Origin of the sequence: Vibrio sp. Vb1018, assembly GCF_033338775.1 — a bacterium.
GTDB classification, from domain to species: domain Bacteria; phylum Pseudomonadota; class Gammaproteobacteria; order Enterobacterales; family Vibrionaceae; genus Vibrio; species Vibrio alginolyticus.
Genome location: NZ_JAWOTI010000034.1, coordinates 1 through 22,429, shown reverse-complemented (window position 1 = coordinate 22,429; position 22,429 = coordinate 1). Strand labels below are relative to the sequence as shown.

Annotated in this window: 14 protein-coding genes; 9 read left to right on the top strand and 5 right to left on the bottom strand. The window is 44.8% G+C overall.

Going from position 1 to position 22,429, the window contains the following annotated elements; genetic code table 11:
• Window positions 1-25: 25 nt before the first annotated feature.
• Complete coding sequence (gene dacB, locus R7Z10_RS22685; protein ID WP_017820417.1) at window positions 26-1,447, top strand: serine-type D-Ala-D-Ala carboxypeptidase; 1,422 nt, start codon at window positions 26-28, stop codon at window positions 1,445-1,447.
• On the opposite strand, the gene R7Z10_RS22680 is transcribed toward dacB, so the two are convergent.
• On the bottom strand, window positions 1,426-2,271 hold the full coding sequence (locus R7Z10_RS22680) for a magnesium transporter (protein WP_005380062.1): 846 nt from the start codon (window positions 2,269-2,271) through the stop codon (window positions 1,426-1,428). The genes dacB and R7Z10_RS22680 overlap by 22 nt on opposite strands.
• Before the next feature lie 419 nt (window positions 2,272-2,690).
• Window positions 2,691-3,878: a tyrosine--tRNA ligase gene (gene tyrS / locus R7Z10_RS22675; RefSeq protein WP_017820416.1), complete on the bottom strand. Its 1,188-nt coding sequence runs from the start codon at window positions 3,876-3,878 to the stop codon at window positions 2,691-2,693.
• 130 nt (window positions 3,879-4,008) lie between these two features.
• Here tyrS and R7Z10_RS22670 point away from each other — a divergent pair, with 130 nt between their 5' ends.
• Window positions 4,009-5,301: a peptidoglycan DD-metalloendopeptidase family protein gene (locus tag R7Z10_RS22670; protein WP_021707738.1), complete on the top strand. Its 1,293-nt coding sequence runs from the start codon at window positions 4,009-4,011 to the stop codon at window positions 5,299-5,301.
• 65 nt (window positions 5,302-5,366) lie between these two features.
• Here the strand turns inward: R7Z10_RS22670 and vmeK are convergent, their stop codons facing one another.
• The 3 genes from vmeK to erpA all read right to left on the bottom strand — a co-directional run bounded on the left by vmeK (window position 5,367) and on the right by erpA (window position 10,043).
• Window positions 5,367-8,471: a multidrug efflux RND transporter permease subunit VmeK gene (vmeK, locus tag R7Z10_RS22665; protein ID WP_213872702.1), complete on the bottom strand. Its 3,105-nt coding sequence runs from the start codon at window positions 8,469-8,471 to the stop codon at window positions 5,367-5,369.
• Window positions 8,472-8,480: 9 nt separating this feature from the next.
• Complete coding sequence (locus R7Z10_RS22660; RefSeq protein ID WP_213872703.1) at window positions 8,481-9,596, bottom strand: efflux RND transporter periplasmic adaptor subunit; 1,116 nt, start codon at window positions 9,594-9,596, stop codon at window positions 8,481-8,483.
• A 105-nt stretch (window positions 9,597-9,701) separates the two neighbouring features.
• On the bottom strand, window positions 9,702-10,043 hold the full coding sequence (gene erpA, locus R7Z10_RS22655; protein ID WP_005380031.1) for an iron-sulfur cluster insertion protein ErpA: 342 nt from the start codon (window positions 10,041-10,043) through the stop codon (window positions 9,702-9,704).
• 246 nt (window positions 10,044-10,289) lie between these two features.
• On the opposite strand from erpA, the gene hemL reads away from it, so the two are divergent.
• The 7 genes from hemL to R7Z10_RS22620 all read left to right on the top strand — a co-directional run bounded on the left by hemL (window position 10,290) and on the right by R7Z10_RS22620 (window position 22,380).
• Window positions 10,290-11,585, top strand: coding sequence for a glutamate-1-semialdehyde 2,1-aminomutase (hemL, locus tag R7Z10_RS22650; protein ID WP_054579090.1), 1,296 nt, complete (start codon window positions 10,290-10,292; stop codon window positions 11,583-11,585).
• 345 nt (window positions 11,586-11,930) lie between these two features.
• Window positions 11,931-13,016: an AI-2E family transporter gene (locus R7Z10_RS22645; protein ID WP_031779035.1), complete on the top strand. Its 1,086-nt coding sequence runs from the start codon at window positions 11,931-11,933 to the stop codon at window positions 13,014-13,016.
• A 76-nt stretch (window positions 13,017-13,092) separates the two neighbouring features.
• On the top strand, window positions 13,093-14,118 hold the full coding sequence (gene rsmC, locus R7Z10_RS22640; protein ID WP_132936916.1) for a 16S rRNA (guanine(1207)-N(2))-methyltransferase RsmC: 1,026 nt from the start codon (window positions 13,093-13,095) through the stop codon (window positions 14,116-14,118).
• A gap of 225 nt (window positions 14,119-14,343) precedes the next feature.
• The gene (locus R7Z10_RS22635) at window positions 14,344-17,730 is read left to right on the top strand and encodes a response regulator (RefSeq protein WP_005380036.1); all 3,387 of its coding nucleotides are present in this window, start codon (window positions 14,344-14,346) and stop codon (window positions 17,728-17,730) included.
• A gap of 782 nt (window positions 17,731-18,512) precedes the next feature.
• The gene (locus tag R7Z10_RS22630; RefSeq protein ID WP_005380037.1) at window positions 18,513-20,195 is read left to right on the top strand and encodes an ABC transporter substrate-binding protein; all 1,683 of its coding nucleotides are present in this window, start codon (window positions 18,513-18,515) and stop codon (window positions 20,193-20,195) included.
• 170 nt (window positions 20,196-20,365) lie between these two features.
• Window positions 20,366-21,352 carry an ABC transporter permease gene (locus R7Z10_RS22625; protein ID WP_005380038.1) on the top strand — a complete coding sequence of 329 codons (987 nt, stop codon included), beginning with the start codon at window positions 20,366-20,368 and terminating at the stop codon, window positions 21,350-21,352.
• Between the two features lie 2 nt (window positions 21,353-21,354).
• Window positions 21,355-22,380: an ABC transporter permease gene (locus tag R7Z10_RS22620; protein WP_025768199.1), complete on the top strand. Its 1,026-nt coding sequence runs from the start codon at window positions 21,355-21,357 to the stop codon at window positions 22,378-22,380.
• The last annotated feature ends 49 nt before the right edge of the window (window positions 22,381-22,429 follow it).

Genomic DNA, 22,429 nt, shown 5'->3' with positions numbered 1-22,429 from the left:
ATAACTCACCTTAGAAAGTATCATTATGCGTTTACGTTGGCCCTTGCTCATATTCTCTTCATTACTTTCTGCTTTTTCACAAGCGTACCCTCATCAAGAGGTGTTGCCTGAAGGCGCCCGCATCAGTTTAGTTGCGGAAAAACTCAGTGAAAATGCTGAGCTTGACGGTGTTCATCCTACCGAACAACTGTTCCCACCAGCGAGTACATTAAAAATCGTCACCGCATTAGCCGCGAAGTTAGAACTGGGTGATAACTTCCGGTTTCGAACCAAGCTGGAAACATCGAACTCAGATGCAGTGATTTACTTTGTCGGCGACCCAACACTCCAAACCAACGACTTAAAATCACTTCTCACTCTAGCTAAGAAAAATGGCTTAAAACGGATTAACGGTGACCTATGGCTCGATAACAGCGCATTCACTGGTTATAACCGTGCGGTGGGCTGGCCGTGGGATATCTTGGGAGTTTGCTACAGCGCTCCGGCATCGACCATCACACTCAATAACAACTGTGTACAAGCCTCTATCTATACACAAAAAGATGGTGGAACGCGGGTCTACGTACCAGAGCATCAACCTATTCGTGTCACAAGTACCGTAGAAACAGTTTCTAAAACCATTAAGAAAAGTCGTCATTGTGACTTAGGTTTAGTTGCAAATCCCGATAACAACTACAAGCTAACAGGGTGCTTGGTTGAAAGAGACAAACCATTGCCACTGAAATTTGCGGTTCAAGACCCTGAGCGTTACACCAGTCAAAGGTTGGCGACTTTGCTCAAGGAGCTCAACATTGGGGTATCAGGAAAGATTAGGGTCGGTACGGCGCCAGAAAAGCAGCGAAAGCTCATCGCAATGCATCAATCAAAGGCCTTACCAGACATTCTTGAAGATATGCTCAAAAACTCTGACAACTTGATTGCCGACACATTAACCAAAACACTTGGTGCTAAATTTTTCGTTCAGCCAGGCAGTTTTACTAACGGTACAGAAGCGATCAAGCAGATCATTTTCGCCAACACTGGTATTGATATTCGTAATGCGCGCCTAGAAGACGGCTCAGGACTTTCGCGAAATAACCGGATCTCCGCGACCAAGATGGCTGAAATGCTGCGCTATATTTGGAAGCATGAAAACGAACTCAAATTGATTGCCATCATGCCGAAATCAGGTGAATCCGGCACATTAAAGTACCGACAAAGTATGCGAAAACTTCCAATTAAAGGACAGCTGATCGCGAAAAGTGGCTCTATCTACGGGACTTACAATATGGCTGGATATGGCTTGGATAAAAATGGTCAACCTAACACCATTTTTGTTCAGTTTGTTTCAGACTACTTCCCAGAAAAACGGGACGACAACACACCTGTCATCGCCCCGATTACACATTTTGAGCAGCTTTTTTACAATGACATTGTGAACTTTAGTCAGGCAATACCTAAGAAATAGTTCACCACGTTAAAGTAAATCCACATTCCTGAAATATCGACGATAGACGCAAGAACTGGACTCACCAATACGGCTGGGTCCAACTTGCAAGCTCGTGCAATAATTGGCAACAGCCCGCCCAATGTTGTAGAAATGGTGACTTGAATGAACAGCGCAACTGCTATTGCCAGTGCGATATCGGTCAGTTCAAAGCCTCCTGTTGATTGTCCTGCACTAAATAACATAATGCGTCCAATCATCACGATAGCGATCGCTAGCGCAATAAATAGAGCGACTCGGCTCTCTTTCCACAAAACTTCTAACCATTGGCGTTTTTTTAACTCTCCAGTAGCAAGAGCACGAATCACCAAAGTTGCTGCTTGTGTTCCTGTGTTACCACCAGCAGCTGCAATCACTGGCATGTACACTGCAAGTAAAACAAGCTGACTAAGGGTGTCCTCATACTGAGCGATGATCAAGCCTGACACTATCCCTAAAAGAGCCAGCGCAATGATCCATCCAATACGCTGTTTTACATGCCCTAAAACACTAGTTGATAAATAACCATCGGGTGTATCAACTTCAGACATATGCAGACCCAGTTGGTGAGCATAATGACGTGCGCGTTTGTCATGACCTGCTTGCTCAAGTTGAGCAATAAGACTATTCACATAGCCGACAGAGCAATGCTGTAAAATACCTACAGCCTCATCAATCGGCATAACCGTAAGCAAATGGACTTGTTGCTCTTGCTCGTACTGCAAGAATGCATTGCGAGCTGCACCAATTTCTACTTCAGAAAAGTTTGGTGTTGTTTCAATAAAAGTGTTGTTCATTACCGTCATGGCGAATCTCCCGATTGGCATTGGTAACGACCATCGACAAAGCATGAAAAAGCCACTCTCGCACGCTAAAAGTCAGACAACAATTAAGATGCACAGAGAAAACCAATGCGAATGCACTGTCTATTCAGAATGTATGAAGGAAATAACGAGAAGAAAGTTAGAAAAGATGCCTCACCACTTAGGTAAGGCGGAGATCGCCAATACCGAAGCGGGTTATTTCGCTCCCTTAATCTTACTCACCCAACGACTGGGAGGATGGTCGGTATTGTTCATGTAAATCTCCGATAGCGCTGCCATTATTGGCAGCGCAAGTATAGTAGCAAAGTTCATCAGGTATGGAAGTTTTACTTTGCCGTTTTTGCTAAATTTTCATACAAAAAAAGCGCCCTTCAGACGCTTTCATTTGCAGTCATTATGAATTACTGAATAGTAATACGAGCAAATTTACGTTTGCCGACTTGGAACACGTAAGTACCCGCTTCTGGAGCAAATTTGCTGTCCGCAATTTTTTCACCATCAATCTTCACAGCGCCCTGCTTAACCATGCGCATCGCATCTGACGATGATGGACATAAGCCTGCTTCTTTCAACAGATTACTCACTGGGCGACCTGCGTCAAAGTCAAACTCTGGCATTTCATCAGGAATTTGGTTCTTCGCAAAACGGTTTACGAATTCTTGCTCTGCTGCATCGGCATCGGCTTCACTGTGGAAACGAGCAATAATTTCTTTTGCTAGCAATACTTTGATGTCACGAGGGTTTTTGCCCGCTTCTACATCAGCTTTGAATTGAGCAATCTCTTCCAGAGGACGGAAAGAGAGCAGCTCGTAGTAGCTCCACATTAGGTCATCAGAAATAGACATGATTTTACCAAACATTTCGCTTGGCGCTTCGCTGATACCGATGTAGTTGTTTGCTGACTTAGACATCTTCTTCTCGCCATCAAGGCCCACTAGAAGCGGCATCATCAGTACAACCTGAGGTTTTTGACCGTGAGACTTTTGCAGTTCACGACCCATTAGAAGGTTGAACTTCTGGTCTGTACCACCTAATTCAACATCCGTTTCCATTGCTACTGAGTCCCAGCCTTGTAGAAGTGGGTACATGAACTCATGAATAGCAATTGGCTGACCACCCGCGTAACGCTTTTTAAAGTCGTCACGCTCTAGCATACGAGCAACGGTTTGGTTTGCCGCAAGGCGAATCATACCTTCTGCGCCCAGTTCAGACAGCCACTCAGAGTTAAACTGAATTTTAGTCTTTGCAGGATCGAGAATTTTGAACACTTGCTCTTTGTACGTTTCAGCGTTACGCAATACGTCTTCACGACTTAGCGGTGGACGAGTTGTGTTTTTACCTGTTGGGTCACCAACCATTGCAGTGAAGTCACCGATTAGGAACGTCACTTCATGACCTAGTTCTTGGAACAAGCGAAGCTTATTGAAAATAACCGTATGGCCTAGGTGAATGTCAGGTGCTGTTGGATCAGCGCCCAATTTAATACGTAGAGGACGGTCTTCTTTTAGTTTTGCGATTAGCTCTTCTTCTGGAATCAGCTCTTCAACACCGCGCTTAATCTCGGCTAGTGCAGCTTCAATGCTCGCCATTCTTGTTCACTCCCACAGATTTGGCAAAAATATAATAGCTGAACATATTACTTGAATAGCGATGCATTTTGAAACACGTTAGACTAGGTAGTTGTCACTTTTTCCGTTTAATTTAGCAATCAAGTACCTCATGCATTCGATTTTTGTCCGACTTCCACTCTTGCACAAAGTATTGATCGGTTTTTTTAGTGCGCTGATTATCTTCGCGCTCTTCTTTTTACCTGATCCGCAAGACCTAGACCCGCAGCAGAGCCGATTAAAAGTTGGTCAACATTATCCTGTGCCAGTTTCCCTCGAACTCAGTGCACTAAATAGTTCATCGCCTGCGGTTCCCGCCGTGCTGCGCTGGGAGACATACAAGGTAAAAAATGGCGAGAGTGCTGCCATCTTATTTAGTCGCGTAGGGCTTTCTGCTCGTCTATTACATGAACTGGTGTCATCAGACAAAGAAGTGGAAAAACAGTTAACTCGGCTTCGACCTGGTGACCGATTGCAATTTGGTTTTGACGAAAATAGCGACTTGGTGCAGCTAAGAAGAACACTAAGCGCGTTCGAGACTTTTCGTATCACATTAAAAGACGGCAAGTACGTTTCTGAAGTTGATAAAAAAGAAGTCGACTTCCAGTACAACTACGCTGAAGCCACCATCAAATCAAACTTTTGGAATGCAGGAATATCTTCTGGATTAAATGGTAACCAAATCATGGAACTGGCTGGCATATTTGGTTGGGACATCGACTTTGCTTTAGATATTCGTAAAAACGACAGCTTCCGAGTACTTTACCAAGAGGAAGTGGTAGAAGGTGAAGTAATCGGCCGTGGAAAAATCATTGCTGCGATCTTTAAAAACCAAGGCGATACCTTTACCGCAATATTGGATCAGAAAAGTGGCAAGTATTACGACGAAAATGGGCGTGCAATGAAAAAAGCATTCTTACGCGCGCCGTTGGATTTCCGTCGAGTTTCGTCTAATTTCAACCCACGCCGCTTACATCCAGTGACGGGACGCGTTCGTCCTCATAGAGGCACGGACTATGCGGCACCGGTGGGTACCCCGATTTGGGCGGCTGGTGATGGCGTCGTTCAAAAATCGTCTTACAACAAATTTAATGGTAACTACGTTTTCATTAAACATAGTAATACTTACATTACCAAGTACCTGCACTTAACCAAACGTACTGTACGAGCTGGTCAACGCGTTAAGCAAGGCCAAACCATCGGTACGCTTGGCGGAACTGGCCGTGTAACTGGCCCTCACCTGCACTATGAGTTCCTTGTGAATGGTGTCCATAAAAACCCGCGCACGGTGAATTTGCCACAATCTAAATCCCTGACAGGCAAAGCGAGACAAACTTTCATGGCAAACGCGAAAGTTAGCATGGACAAGCTTGAACGCTACAGCAAACTGTTAGCAATGAAGTAAGGCAAGGTATTGAAAAGGGCAGCTTCGCTGCCCTTTTTGTTTTGTCGATATCATCACGATAAAGCTTACTGTTCGGAGTAATGCTCTCTCCCGAGCATAAGCAAACACGGTGTCAGAACTAACGTTAGCAAAGTCGCAAATGCCAAACCACCCGCGACAGCGGTCGCAAGCTGAGACCACCATTGAGTGCTTGGTGCGCCAAACTCCACTTTCTGATTAACTAAGTCGATGTTCATTTCTAACACCATTGGCAATAAGCCTAATATGGTGGTCACCGTCGTGAGTAAAACGGGTCTTAAACGCTGCACACCCGTACGCAAAATAGCCTCAGATTTTTCTAAGCCACGTTTACGCATCTGATTATAAGTATCGATTAAAACAATATTGTTGTTTACCACGATACCAGCCAACGCAATCACTCCAATTCCCGACATAATGATGCCAAATGGCTTTTGGAAAATAAGTAACCCAGCGAAGACACCAACGGTAGAAAACAGCACCGCACTAAGGATTAAGAAAGCTTGATAAAAGCTATTAAACTGCGTAATTAAAATCAAAGCCATCACACCAAGCGCGACAATAAAAGCATTTTGCAAGAATGCTGATGAGTTTTCCTGCTCTTCATTTTGACCCCGAATCTTATATTCAATACCTTCCGGTAAGTCGAGCTGTTCCATTCCAGCGGCAATCTTAGGTAACTCAAGCGCCAAATTATAACCTTCCACCATATCCGCTTTAATATTGATAACTCGATGACCGTCGACCCGACGAATAGTGTCTTGCTTATGATCTGGTTTGATTTGAGCAAAATTCGTAATCGGTACCAGACCAGCTGCCGTTTTCACTCTCAGTTGATCAAATCGACCTATGTCGCGCTTATCTTGCGGATAGCGCACCAAAATATCGACTTCTTCATCCGCATCATCAGGCAAATAATCGCCTATTTTCAAGCCGTTCGTAACAAACTGGACGGTATTCCCGACTAAGGTAGCATCCGCTGCAAAGCGAGAGGCGTCATCTCGCTGGATATCAATTTGCCAATCAATCCCTTCCTTATTAGTGGTATCACTCAAGTTGGTCAGTGCAGGATTACCATCAGCCCAATGTCGTACTTTTTTGGCCGCTTCATCTAACGCACTAACACTCAAGTTTCGTGATGATACTTCAATCACGAGATCATGCTCGACAGGCGGTCCTGCGTCCGGGAATTTATACTCAAGTTCAACACCATAAAAGCGGTCTGTCGTCTCTTTTAGTTCCTCAATAATGGTTTTCACTTTGCGTCGATACTGCCAATCCACAGGCGTTATTTGAATCTGGCCAATCTCGTCCCCATTATCGCTCGATCCTGTGCGCGTGTAGACACTTTCAAACTCGTCATGACCGAGCATCACCTTCTCGATTTCGCGCATAACAACATCTTTTTCGTGAATAGACAAGTCACCATAAGAACGAACTTTAACGGTAAAAAAGGCAGGGTCCACTTCAGGGAAAAACTCTGCACCCAAGCCAGCTTTGTTGTAAGTGAAGCCGACACCTGCCGCTAGCAGTATCGCGCTGAGTAAGACTTTCCATGGATGACGAATCGCTACCGACAGAGTCTGGTAATAAAGCTTGGTAATGCCTGTCGCTTTTTCAAAGTTGCCGTTATGCAGCTCCACCATTTCTCGCTGAGCTTTCTGATTGACTACTTGAGGCTTGCCAATGATCCCACCGATGACAGGAACGAACAATAAAGCCATCATCAGCGAAGCGGCCAAGGTAGCAATTAAAGTAAGTGGTAAGTACTTCATGAACTCACCAGTGATGTCTGGCCAGAAAAGTAACGGAGCAAACGCAGCCAATGTGGTTGCTGTGGATGCGGTAATCGGCCAGGCCATTCGCTTTGCTGCATCTCGATAGGCTTCTTTACGTGGCGTTCCTTCTTGCATGCGCCGATCTGCAAACTCTGTCACCACAATGGCACCATCCACCAACATGCCTACCGCCATAATTAAAGCAAACAGTACGACGATATTGACCGTCAGCCCAAATACCGATAACACCAACAACCCAGTCAAGAACGATCCTGGAATAGAAATCCCCACGAGAAGCGCGGTCCTAACCCCCAATATGGCAATAATGACGATAACTACGAGGATAATTGCGGATAAGATATTGTTTTGTAGATCACTGAGCATCAATTTGACATCGTCGGATTGATCCCAAGTGTATTTAACTTGCAAATTGTCGGGCCACTCGGCGCGCTTCTGTCCCTGAGCCAGTACTTCTTTTACCAGCTCAACCGTTTCAATGATGTTTTCCCCTGCCCGTTTTTTTACGTCCAAAACGATGGCAGATTCGCCATCTAAACGAGCAAAACTTTCAGGATCGCGAAATGCACGTCGTACTGTCGCCACATCGCCAAAAGTGATCACCTCTTTGCCATTCACCTTGATCGGTAGTTCAAGCACATCTTTCAGTGAATCAAAAACCGATGGGACTTTTACCGAAAAGCGTCCATACCCTGTATCGACAAACCCCGCTGCCACAACTCGGTTATTCAAGGCAATTAAATTATAGATATCCGCTTGATCGAGACCGTAGCTTTCCATCAATAGCGGATCGACAACTATCTCCACGATGTCTTCGCGATCTCCTGCGATTTCAACCTCAAGAACCTGACGGAAACTTTCCAAACGATCACGTAACGTTCTGGCAATCTGAACAATGGTTCGCTCTGGTACGGTGCCATAGAGCACAACAGTCAAAACAGGCTCTTCAGATGCAAACGTGACTTCGTTTACCGTCGGCTCATCACTGTCCTCTGGTAACTTTGGCTTCGCAAGATCAACCGCATCACGCACATCTGCCATCGCTTTATCAAGATCCACTCCGACACTAAATTCCAGCGTCACCGAAGCATGACCTTCTGATGCCACAGAGGTCATCTCTTTTACGCCTTCAATTGAACGCAGCTCTTGCTCTATTGGACGAACCAATAAACGCTCGGCATCGACAGGAGAAATGCCTTGATGCCCAACAGAAACGTAGATAATAGGAATGGTAATATCTGGACTCGATTCCTTGGGGATAGTGACGTAAGTAATGACACCGGCAATTAAGATCATCACCAGTAATGTCAGCATGGTGCGAGCGCGGGATAACGCAGCATCAATCAGAGTGTACATAAGTGCTCCTTACTGCTCACTAGCCGCTTCAATAACTACGTCATCAACTTTATTGGCCAGTACTTGATCACCATCTCGCACAAAACCTTGTCCCAGCACGATAATGTCTACACGCTCTCCTAACCCAGAGAGCCACACACCATCATCCTCGGCCTTAACGAGTTGAATTGGAACAAACTCAACATGCTCATTACGCAGTGTCTTGACACCTAAGTTACCTTCTTCATCGAGTGCTAACATGGCAGCCGTAATCTTTACTGCCAACACTTCACTCAAAGGCAGCTGTACTTCTGCGCTCATACCAGCAGGAATTCTTGCGTCTTGATTATCAATTTCGATTTCAATTGGAAATGTATTAGTAGAAGCAGAAGAAACACGTCCAATGTAGCGCACACGACCTTGATGATGCTGTTGGTTAATGGTTCTTACGTCGGCTTCTAGGCCTTCCTTAAGGTATTGTATATGCCGTTCACTGACATCGGCTTCAATCACTAAAGTATCCAAATCAATGACCGTCGCAATAGGATCGCCAATCCCGACAAAATCACCTAACTCAACAAAGTGGTGATCTACGATGCCATCAAATGGCGCTTTAACCTCAGTATTTCTTAAAGCCGTTTGCACGTTACTCAAATTCGCACGTGCATCTACCAACGCTGCTTGCGCTGTCGCAAACGCAACCTCACCTTGCAGTCCTCGACTTTTTAGCGATTTAGCTGCATTAAACTCTTTTTCTTTAACCAACAGCATCGCCTGGGCCCGTTTAAGTTGAATGCCAAGGTCGCGCTTATCGATGTTTGCGATCACTTGTCCCTGTTTGACCGCTTGGCCTTTCTTTATGTTAAGACTGACTATTTTACCGGCAACTTCGGCGCCAAGACGCGCTTGACGATTGGGCGCTGTTCGTCCATACAATTCAATGGTTTTACTGGTAGGTTCGGCAAGAAAAGTATCAAACATCACCTTTGCAAGTGGTGTCGTGTTCGTGGATGTTGAAGAGTTAGGATGATCATCTTGTGCTTTGAGTTGGCCGATGGTTAGCCATGCAACAAGAAGTAAGACGAGGATAAGAGATACTAGCCAAGGGCGCTCGACAATTCGGCGTCCAAAAGAAAGTCCAGACATATAAAGTCCTTTTTATTATTTCTCTGCATATCTGCGAGCGTGTGCTTTACGTGACATCCTTCTACATAAAGCACAGGCAGCCATTAGCTGCCTGTTAGGTGTTAATTACACACTGAACGATGCACCACAACCACATGTTGTCGTTGCATTGGGGTTATTTACGAAGAAGCGCGCTCCTTCCAACCCTTCTGTGTAGTCAACAATACCGCCAACGAGATATTGCAGACTCATAGGGTCTACAACCAGTGTTACACCACTGTTTACGATTGTCGTATCGCCTTCGTTTACATTTTCATCAAAAGTAAAGCCGTATTGGAAGCCGCTGCAGCCGCCGCCAGTAATGTATACGCGCAGTTTCAATGCTGGGTTTTCTTCTTCAGCAATCAATGCTTTAACGCGAGATGCTGCTGCGTCAGAAAAAGATAATGGTACGTTTACTTCGCTCACGAAGACCTCTCTCACTCGTGTAATGCGTCAAGCCTGAAGCAAGACGTCAAATTTGTGCTAATTGAGACGATTATCCAATACCTGACAAACTCGTTCAAGTATTCGCCGCCGATTCTTTATAACAGATGCGGATATATAAGATTACACTGCGAAACAACACATAAATTAAGCAAAACGTTTCTAACTTGATTATAGCTAGGTACAATGCGCTCCACTTGGTCCGAGCAATCAAAAGAGGATAACCCCATGACCAAATCATCAGAGCTGTATCAAAAAGCTCAGCAAACCATCCCTGGCGGTGTCAATTCACCAGTTCGTGCATTCAACGGCGTTGGCGGTTCTCCGCTATTTATCGAACGAGCAGACGGTCCACTGATTTTTGATGCCGATGGTAAAGCGTATATTGATTACGTTGGCTCTTGGGGTCCAATGATTCTTGGCCACAACCACGCAGTTATCCGCGAAGCAGTAATTGATGCAGCGCAACGCGGTCTTAGCTTCGGTGCGCCAACAGAACTTGAAATCGCGATGGCAGAATTAGTTTCTGAGCTTGTTCCATCAATGGAGCAAATCCGCATGGTAAGTTCTGGTACTGAAGCTACGATGAGCGCGATTCGCCTTGCACGTGGCTTCACCGGTCGCGACAAGATCATGAAATTTGAAGGTTGTTACCACGGCCATGCTGACAGCTTGCTAGTAAAAGCAGGTTCTGGTGCACTAACTCTAGGCCAACCAAGCTCTCCTGGCGTTCCTGCAGATTTTGCTAAGCACACGCTAACAGCAACATTCAACGACCTAGATTCTGTACGCGAGCTATTTGCTGCTAACAAAGGCGAAATTGCTTGTATCATCGTTGAGCCAGTAGCAGGCAACATGAACTGTATTCCACCAGTGGAAGGCTTCCACGAAGGGCTACGTGAAATCTGTGATCAAGAAGGCACGCTACTAATTTTTGATGAAGTAATGACAGGCTTCCGTGTTGCTCTAGGCGGCGCGCAAGCACACTACAACATCAAACCCGACCTAACGACACTGGGTAAAGTGATTGGTGGCGGTATGCCAGTAGGTGCTTTCGGTGGCCGTAAAGAAGTGATGCAATACGTTGCACCTACAGGCCCAGTTTACCAAGCTGGTACCCTTTCCGGTAACCCTGTCGCAATGGCAGCAGGCTACGCATGTTTGAACCTTCTAAAAGAAGAAGGCAACGAAAAGCGCCTAGCTTCTAAAACGAAACAACTTGCTGAAGGTTTTAAGTCTCTAGCAGAAAAACACGGTATTCCGCTAGTTGTTAACCAAGTGGGCGGTATGTTCGGCTTCTTCTTCACTGACCAAGAAAAAGTAACTTGCTACGAAGACGTAACGAAGTGCGATGTAGAACGCTTCAAGCGTTTCTTCCACTTAATGCTAAAACACGGTGTCTACCTTGCGCCATCTGCGTTTGAAGCGAGCTTTACTTCACTCGCTCATGGTTCAAAAGAGATTGATGCCACACTAGAAGCGGCTGACCGCTGTTTTGCTGTTCTTGCAGAAGAAGCGAAATAATCGCTAAAAACGGCGATAACGCATTTAGAAAAGGACCGTAACGGTCCTTTTTTATTGCCAATTCAAAATAACCAATATCGCTAATACCCCAACGACAATGCCAAACCACGGTATTCGCTTAGCTTTTTTCTCGGTTTGACACTTTTTATCACCGTTGCAACAACCCATAGCTCATCTCTTGATTGATAACCGACTGATTTGTAGTCATTATAGCAAGGTACATCGCCCTGCTCTAATTCGGCATTGTCATAAGCTTGAAAGAGTTAAGAGTGCAAAGTAATAAAGGTTACACGCCATCATTGAAGGCATAAACCGTAAACGTCACCTGTAAGTTGGACTAATACCATGCCAAATAATGTAAAAATAACGTCGAGTCACCGAGTACTAATGGTTGCTTTACTCGCCGCTGCTTTTGCTTGCTACTTATTGGTTGAGCCATATATCAATTCCATTGTGATGGCTTTTATCATTTCTTTGCTCATGTTTCCGATACACGAATGGTTTGAGCAGAAAATTCCCAAGCACCCCAATATGGCGGCACTGCTGTCATGTGTCGTCTTGACATTTATTATTGTTATCCCGCTTTTATTTGTGTTTGCCGCCATTGTTCAGCAAGGCTCTGTTTTCTCACAAAATACATATAATTGGGTTACCAATGGTGGTATCCAAGATATATTCCAGCATCCTTTCGTTATCAAAGGCTTAGCGATTGTTAATGAGTACTTACCTTTTGATAAAATCGAGCCCAAAGCCATTGCTGAGAAAATTGGTCAATTTGCCACATCGTTTGGCTCTAACTTAGTTGCTATCAGCGCAAAGATTTTAGGAGACGCAACCAACTTCCTAATGAACTTCTTCCTGATGCTGTTTGTGCTGTTTTTTCTGCTTCGTGACCACGACAAAATTATCTCTGCGATTCGTCATATCCTGCCACTCTCACGTAGCCAAGAAGACCGCATATTGACAGAGATAGAGCAAGTTTCTAAATCAGCCGTAATGGGCTCATTCATGACAGCGATTGCTCAAGGTTTGGCTGGCGGTATCGGTATGTGGCTCGCCGGTTTCCCTGGGTTATTTTGGGGAACAATGATGGGCTTTGCATCATTCATTCCAGTGGTAGGAACCGCGCTAATCTGGATTCCTGCAGCAGCGTACTTGTTCTTAACAGGCGATATGACTTGGGCTATCTTCTTGACGGTGTGGAGTGTAGTTATCGTTGGCTCTATAGATAACCTATTACGTCCGTTGCTAATGCAAGGCAGCGCCGGCATGAATACCCTTATGATTTTCTTCTCATTACTGGGTGGTCTGCATCTGTTTGGTTTGATTGGTCTTATCTACGGCCCACTTATTTTTGCCGTGACCATGGTACTGTTTAATATCTACGAGGAAGAATTCAAAGACTTCCTTAACCAACAAGACAACAGCTAGTCACCGCTTAATCACTTCAAGCTTGGGGCAGATTGTGCGAAAATCTGCCCCAAATTATTTCTGATGAACCAAATTTATGTCTGCTTATATCGCTCCTAGCCAAATAGCTCAGCGCCAACTTGAATACTTCAACGGAAAACACGTTTTAGTCGCTGGTGAAGTTGAAGACCTATTTCCTCTTGAGTTAGTGGCTCATTGTGAGTCTGTTGAAGTGTTTACTTCCAACTATAGCTACTACCGCCAAATTCAAACCTCTGACAAAGTGAAAAGTCATTTTGGCTCTGTGTTTGATGCCGAAACAAAAGCAGACATGGTCCTTTTATACTGGCCAAAAGCAAAAGCCGAAGCAGAATACTTGCTGGCGATGTTGATGGCGAAACTGGGCATTAACACCGAAATCGTCATCGTTGGTGAAAACCGCTCCGGCATCAAGAGCATCGAGAAGATGTTCCAAGAATACGGCCCTGTGAACAAGTACGACTCTGCTCGTCGCTGCTCATTTTACTGGGGTAATTGCCTCAATGAACCAAAACCTTTCAACCAAGCAGATTGGTTTAAGTCTTACACTGTTACACTCGGTGAGCAGTCGCTAGCGGTTAAGAGCCTACCTGGCGTATTCAGCCATGGCGAGTTCGACTTAGGTAGCCGATTGCTGCTTGAAACCTTACCTAAGCTGTCGGGCAAAGTGCTCGACTTTGGTTGTGGTGCAGGTGTACTCGGTGCGTTTATGGCGAAAGCGAATCCAGAGATCGCGATTGAGATGTGTGACATTAATGCTTATGCGATCACTTCTAGCCAAGCCACATTAGAAGCGAATGGTTTATCCGGACGCGTATTTGCATCAGATATATACTCGGATACCGCAAAAGACTACCGCTTTATCGTCAGCAACCCGCCATTCCACAGTGGTTTAGACACAAATTACAACGCAGCGGAAACCTTGTTGGGTCAGGCACCACAATATCTAACCAAAGATGGCGAAATGGTGATTGTCGCGAATAGCTTCTTAAAATACCCACCAATTATCGAGCGGGCGTTTAATAATTGCGAGACGCTAAATAAGACCAATAAATTTTCTATCTACTACGCGAAAAAATCATAACTTCCCCCGCGCAGGCATAAACCTGCGCGATTTTTTCTCATAAATTCAACACTCATAAGAAAAACTGCGTCACCCTGCACGCTTTACAACTAACTTTCTTGTCAAAGAAAAAAAACTCGTTAATTTTGTTAATTCTATCTAGTTGAACATCTTATCCGTTTTTAACGAGAACCTCGGCAGCGAAGTATGTTTTAGAACTGCCCATTATGAGTTGTAATCTTATCCATGTTTAAATTCTACAAAAAACAGAAATTTAAGCGCCTTCAGAGTACACTGATGACCGCATTTCTGGTGCTCAGTATCACACCTCTTACCATTACTGCGATCTTTTTCTTGCAGTCCCACAGTAAAGATCTGCAAGAACAAAGCACCTCGCACTTACTGTCTGTTCGAGATACAAAACAGCAGCAAATCATCGACTACTTTGAGGCACGAGAAACCGAAGTCATGGGCTTTGTGCGCTCAGAGCTGGCTTACGCCAGTGGTGGCCGATTCTATGGTCTCGTCAATGCCTTTAGTCGTTTAGGCAATGATATTGAAGAGTCTCGTAAAAACGCCCAACAGCGCTACATCGAGGGCAGCGGAGACCAAATCAAAACCTCAACGTTACCCGAGTCATCCAACTATGTAGGAAGTGAACGTTACCGACTTTTACATAAACGCTATCATTGGGCCTACTTAGAGCTCCTCAAGCGCTCTGATTTTAATGACATTTTGCTGGTCGACATCAATGGTAACGTCACCTACTCGATCAACAAAGACGATAACTACGGAACGAACTTGTTATCAGGCCCCTACAAAGACTCGGCACTTGGCAAAACTTTCAAGCGTCTCGCCGATGATGTGACTGAACGTCGAAAAGTAAACGAAGACTACACTCCTGTGATTGTGTCTGACTTCGAGCTGGAAGGGGGGAAATCAGTCGCTTGGCTAGGTGCACCAATTGTTCAGCAAGGTTATCTACACAGCTATGCCATGTTCCGCTTGCCAAATAATGGCATCACTAAGTTAGCCGCAGACGCCAACCGAGAGTCATCAATTAACACCTTGCTGGTTGGAAATGATCACCAACCTCGCACAATTAACACGAAACAAGACGACATTAAGAACAGTTTAGAAGTGATCGATAAAGCACTCTCTGGTGCATTTGGTGTCGGCACTTACACAAACGGTTTAGGTGAAGAGATCATCGCGGCTTATGCACCGATTGAAACTCGTGGTGTGATTTGGGCGCTCGTCGTACAGTTACCAGAAAACGAAGCTTTCGCTCGTATCCATCAACTCGAAAAACTATTCGTTATCGCTATGTTGATCGCCATTATCCTTGTGGTGATCGCTTCTCACTATTTATCAAACTTTATCACTTCTCCGTTGCTGAAATTGACTTGGGTTGCCGAAAAGGTCTCTGCAGGGGATCTTGATGACACGTCTTTTAATACGGTTCGTAAAGATGAAATTGGTCGGCTTGCGTTAAGCTTTGAACGAATGCAACGCTCTATTCGAGAGAAGATTCAAACCATTAAGAAGCAAAATGAAGAACTAGAAAGCAACATACAGATCATTCAAAAACAGAATGAAGAACTGCAATTGGCCGATAAATTAAAAGATGAATTCTTAGCCACGACTTCTCATGAACTTCGTACACCGTTACACGGCATGGTCGGGATTGCTGAAACCTTAGCGTCCGGCGCCAATGGTGCGATCCCCGCTAGCCAGAAATATCAGCTTGATATCATCATTAAAAGTGGTCAGCGTCTCGCTAATCTAGTCGATGACTTGTTGGATTATCATAAAATGCGTTATGGAAGCATGGATATCCAGAAATCAGCAGTGAGTTTGGGCAGTGCAACACGATTGGTTTTAGAGCTTTCTAGCCATTTACTCGGAAGTAAAACCATCCGCATCATCAACCAAGTCCCAGCGGATTTAAAAGCAGTATCAGCTGACCCGCAACGCCTTGAACAAGTGCTATATAACCTGATTGGCAATGCGATTAAATACACCTCAGAAGGTAAAATTGTTATCTCCGCTAATGTGGTAGATGATCATGTACGCGTACAAGTCGTGGATACTGGACAAGGAATTCCCGCAGAACAACTTGAGCATATTTTTGAACCACTTATCCAAGCAGGGCAAGACGCGAGCCGTTATCGTCAAGGTGCAGGGCTTGGGCTCTCCATTAGCCGGCAATTGATCGAATTAATGGGAGGCTCGTTATACGTCAGTAGCCAACCAATGGTCGGAACTACCTTCAGTTTCACTTTACCGCTCGCCAGTGAAGAAGAAATCCAAGCAACCCAGACTCTAGCTGCGCACGGGCACTTCCAAATTCCTGAAGTTAATGTAGAGAACAGCGAAGACTTATCACTTCCAGAGAACCCAGACGGCCCGTTACTGTATGTTGCTGACGATGAACCAGTAAACTTACGCGTGCTTGAAAGCTTTTTACGTTTAGAGGGCTATCGTGTGCGTACCGTCTCCGATGGGCCAGAAACGTTAGCGCTCGTCGAGCAAGAGAAGCCGGAACTTCTGTTATTGGATATCATGATGCCAGGCATGAGCGGCTACCAAGTTTGTAGTGAACTACGTGAAACCTATGATCATGCCGAGTTGCCAATCATTATGCTCACCGCACTCAGTCAAACAGAAGATCGTGTAAGAGGTTTTGAAGCAGGAGCCAACGACTATTTATCGAAACCATTTAATAAACAAGAGTTGGCGGCACGTATCCAAGCGCATTTAACGGCAAGTAAAGCAGAAATGCGCCATATGGAAAACAAAGTGCTAGAGTCTGAACTTAGACAGCGAGCAGTCGTTGAAGCAAGCTTACTTGAGACTCAAGGTCGTTTGTTGGAACAGCTAGAATCGGCTCCTGAAGCTATCATCTGTCTACGTGAAGACAAGCGTATTCGCTTTGCTAACGAAGCTGCTTGTAAGCTATTCAAGCGCAGCTTAGAACAGCTAAAGCGCTCATCTGCTGATGAGCTGATTGCCCCTAAATATCTAACCGTCAAACAACCTCATTACTGTGGCAAGATTGATATCTATATTGAAGATATTCGTCAGAACATCGAAGCAGACATTCTTAAGCTCCCTGAAGGTTCAGGGTTAGATATCATGTACATCTTTAATGTCGGCGGTGGAGCCAGTGCCGCTCGCATACATAATCTAGAAACCGCCGTAGAAGTGCTTTCAAGTTATGCATTTGATGGTGACAAAGACCAATTGCAAAAGCTAAAAGAGCTTGGCGGAGAATTTACGCGCCTTGCAGACAAAGCACTCGGTAATAAAAAGGACAAGCAAGAACTTATGCGGGAAGTTCTAGTCGACGCAATGACACATGCTTTAGAGTATTGGGAATCTGTAACGGGTGAAAGTAAATTCGCATTTGCAGAGCAAAGTGGCTTGTGGCGCGTTTATCTAGACCGAAGTACTTTACAAACACGCACCTTAGATAAATACATGCGTATAGAAACATTACCCAAAACACCACGTTGGAGAACGGTGCTAAGCTCGATAGAGTTCATTCTCGAACACTGCAAAGAACAGAGCCCCGAGAGAGCATACATAGAAGCACAACGAGATAAACTACAGCGACTATTGACCAGCTAATATTTATCAAAAAAACTAGCCCAGCGTGCATGCTGGGCTTTTTTGTTATTCGAGTATTCCCTTCCTTGAGATAAAAGAGACCGCCTCTTCCTACCCCATTAACATATTTCCAATAACGAACATTCGGTTAGACAACGCTATCTATTGTTGGTCTTCAAAACGTACGACCTTATCCATTTAACTTGTCTTAACTAGGTAAGTTCGAGCAACCGAAAAAACTTCATTCATACAATAAAAAAAGGACAACAAACGGAAGAAAACTGTCGATAAAAAAGGCCATTTTTCAGATAACAAGCGGATTTTGACGAACTATTGATAGAGATTGCGAACTTAATCACAACAGAACGGCAGATTAATTTTTAGCTGATTAATTAACACCATTTCTGCATGTGAGCGAGATCTCCGAACCTAGAAAACAAGCAGGAAACGTATATTTAAAAAGGACCAGCAGGTTAGTAATCACCAACACTTATTATTAACAAGGATATAAACTGCGACGCATATCAACGTTTATTTTTTGGCCCAATGCTGGTTAAAATTAGCCAAAATAACGTTTATAACGGAGAGCTCAGAGATTTTAACGTTTTTAACGGGAATCAAGTTTGATTATTTTATGGATAAGGTGTTTTCTTACTCCTGCCTAAGGCCTACAGGCCACTCTTGGCGAAACTCAATGTTGTAATGAGTAAGGCATGTACAAGAGGTAGGTCTTAGAGAGTGTTTATCAATTGATGACATTCAATTCCATTTAGTGAAATGAAAGCAAATAGTAAGGAACAGCTATGCTTGCCAATATTAAAAAAACAGCACTAGCAACAGCAATTATTGCAACGGCTACTACAGGTTTTGCATCGGTAGCTACTGCGGCTGAACGCAGTGAACTGACTATCCACCCTAAAGAGTTTACAACTTTCGTTCGTAACTTTAACCCTTTCTTGGGTGCAACTAACCTGCACACAACAACCGACTTTATTTACGAGCCGCTCGTTGTTTTTAACGAAATGCACGGTAACACGCCTGTATTTCGTCTAGCAGAAAACTTTACCATGGCTGATGACCTGATGAGCGTAACCTTCGATATCCGTAAGGGCGTAAAATGGTCTGATGGCAAAGCGTTTACCGCTGATGATGTTGTTTACTCTTTCAACCTAGTTAAAGAGAAGCCAGAGCTAGACCAATCTGGTATCAACTCTTGGGTGACTGGCGTAGAAAAAGTTAACGACTACCAAGTTAAATTCCGTCTAAGCGAAGCAAACTCAAACGTTCCTTACGAAATTGCGAAAGTACCAGTCGTACCTAAGCACGTATGGAGCAAAGTAAAAGATCCAGCAACATTCACAAACGAAAATCCAGTAGGCAGTGGTCCATTTACTGAAATCGACACTTTCACACCGCAGCTATATATCCAGTGTGAGAACCCGAATTATTGGGATGCTGACAACCTAGATGTAGATTGTCTGCGTGTGCCACAAATCGCGAACAACGACCAATTCTTGGGCAAAATCGTTAACGGCGAAATGGACTGGACGTCTTCATTCGTACCAGACATCGACCGTACGTACGCTGCAGCAAGTCCGAATCACCACTACTGGTACCCACCAGCGGGTACTCAAGCATTTGTAGTGAACTTCAAAAACCCAGACGCTGCGAAAAACGAAGCACTAACTAACGTTGACTTCCGTCGTGCGTTCTCTATGGCGCTAGACCGTCAAACTATCATTGATATCGCTTTCTACGGCGGCGGTACAGTGAACGACTTCGCATCTGGCCTTGGCTACGCATTCGAAGCTTGGTCTGATGAAGAGACGCACAACAAGTACAAAGGCTACAACACATACAACGCGGAAGGTGCGAAAAAGCTTCTAGCTAAAGCTGGCTTCAAAGATGTAAACAAAGATGGCTTTGTGGATACACCATCTGGCAAGTCTTTCGAGCTTCTAATTCAATCACCAAACGGTTGGACTGACTTCAACAACACGGTACAACTAGCCGTTGAGCAACTAGCAGAAGTGGGCATTAAAGCTCGTGCTCGTACACCGGACTTCTCGGTATACAACCAAGCTATGCTAGAAGGTACTTACGACGTTGCTTACACCAACTACTTCCACGGTGCAGATCCACACTTGTACTGGGATAGTGGCTACAACTCGAAGCTACAAGCTGGTGACGGCATGCCTCGCTTTGCAATGCACTTCTACAAGAACGATAAGCTAGACGGTCTTCTTAACAGCTTCTACAAGACAGCAGATAAGCAAGAACAGCTAGAGATCGCTCATGGCATTCAGAAGATCATTGCTCAGGACCAAGTAACTATTCCTGTGCTATCTGGCGCGTACATGTACCAATACAACACAACTCGCTTCACTGGTTGGTGGAACGAAGAAAACCCTAAGGGCCGTCCAAACATTTGGGCAGGTATCCCAGAGCGTCTACTTCACGTACTGGACCTAAAACCAGTTAAATAAGTAGAAGTTCATTTCAAGCGGCATGCATCCCGTGTGCCGCCTATAAAAATCCCTTGTTAACGAAACCAATATGTGGCGCTCGTCGTCAGGGGATTTTTCGCTCTAAATTTCGCTAGGAGCGACCTGAAACCAGAAACAGGGAAAAAATCTGGGTGAGTAAGGTGTGAGTTATGGGTTATTTTTTAAGACGTTTGTCGTTCTATCTTGTCGCGCTCTTAGTTGCAGCGACGTTAAACTTTATTATTCCGCGAGCAATGCCTGGTGACCCAGTTACCATGATGTTTGCTAATGCTTCAGTACAGGTGACTCCAGAACGAATCGCAGCAATGAAAGAACTGCTCGGTTTCGTTGATGGGCCAATTTACATTCAGTACTTCTCGTACATTAAAAACATTCTAAGTTGGGAGCTAGGTACATCAATCCAGTTCTACCCTCTTTCAGTTAATTCTTTACTAGGTAGTGCATTTGGCTGGTCACTATTTCTAGCTGGTACTGCGGTTGTACTTTCTTTCTCCATCGCTTCTGTCCTTGGTATTTTTGCCGCCTGGAAGCGCGGTAGTAAGTACGATGCATTCGTAACGCCTGGCACATTGATCATTCAAGCGATTCCACAAATGGTTATCGCAATGTTAGCACTGTTTACCTTTGCGATTGGCCTGAAATGGTTCCCATCTGGCTATGCTTACACGCCAGGTACTATTCCTGATTGGACAAGCTGGGAGTTCATCAAGAACGTGGGTTACCACGCTGTACTACCTCTATTCTGTGCAACCATCGTTCAAATTGGTGGCTTCCTAGTTAACATGCGTAACAACATGATCAACCTTCTCGCCGAAGACTATATCACGATGGCTAAAGGTAAAGGGCTGAGTGAAAACCGCGTCGTCTTTAATTACGCCGCACGTAACGCACTACTTCCAAGTGTTACCGCACTGTCTATGTCTTTAGGTATGGCCATCGGTGGTCAATTAATCATCGAGATGATTTTCAACTACCCAGGCCTAGGTACTGTTCTATTGAACGCAATTCACGCTCGTGACTACCAAGTACTTCAAGGTCAGTTAATTATCATGACGATGTTCATGCTGTGCTTCAACTTAATGGCTGACATGCTGTACATGATTCTAGACCCTCGCCTACGTACGGGAGGCAAATAATCATGAAAGAACTATTCAAACTTATTTTAGGTAACGCATTTGCTCGCATTGGTCTTGGCATTGTTACGCTGTTCGTGTTCGTTGCGATTGCCGCTCCTTTACTTACAAAGCATGCGCCAGACAAGCGAACCGGTAACCCACACGAATACCCAAGCTTTGTTGTAAAACAGGCACAAAACAACCCTGATGGTTGGGTTGCTAAAAACCTAGCAGACGATCGTCGTACACTGATTATGTCTAAAAAGGCCGACCACGTATTAGGTACTAGCCGAATGGGTCGCGATATCTGGTCGCAAGTGGCTTACGGTGCACGAGTATCACTGGGTGTAGGCTTTGGCGCTGGCATCATCGTGTGCTTCTTAGCAACAGTCATTGGTATATCGGCAGGTTACTTCGGCGGCAAAGTGGATGACGTATTGAGTGCCGCGATGAACATCATGTTAGTAATTCCGCAGTATCCATTGCTATTCGTGTTGGCGGCCTTTATCGGTGAAGCAGGCCCACTCACTATTGCCTTGATTATCGCTGGTACTTCTTGGGCATGGGGTGCACGTGTTGTCCGCTCTCAAACTATGGCACTACGCGAGAAAGAGTTCGTTAAAGCCGCCGAAGTATTGGGAGAGTCTTCATTCCGCATCATCTTTGTTGAGATTTTACCAAACCTTATCCCAATTGTCGGTGCGAGCTTCATTGGCTCAGTAATGCTGGCGATCAACACTGAAGCGGTCATTTCGTTCCTAGGTTTGGGTGATGCCAACACGATCAGTTGGGGCATCATGCTTTACAACGTGCAAACCTCATCAGCCATGCTGATTGGCGCATGGTGGGAAGTACTAGCACCTTGTATTGCCCTAACATTACTGGTTACTGGTCTTGCTCTGTTGAACTTTGCCGTTGACGAAATTGCGAACCCTCAACTTCGTTCTCACAAAGGCATGAAACGCTGGAAAAAACTAGCAGCAAAAGACAAGAAAGAGCGTGAGCCTGAACTGGCACCACAAAATGCACTATGGAGCGGAGATAAATAATCATGACTGCACCACTAATTTCCATCCGTAACCTATGCGTAGACTACAT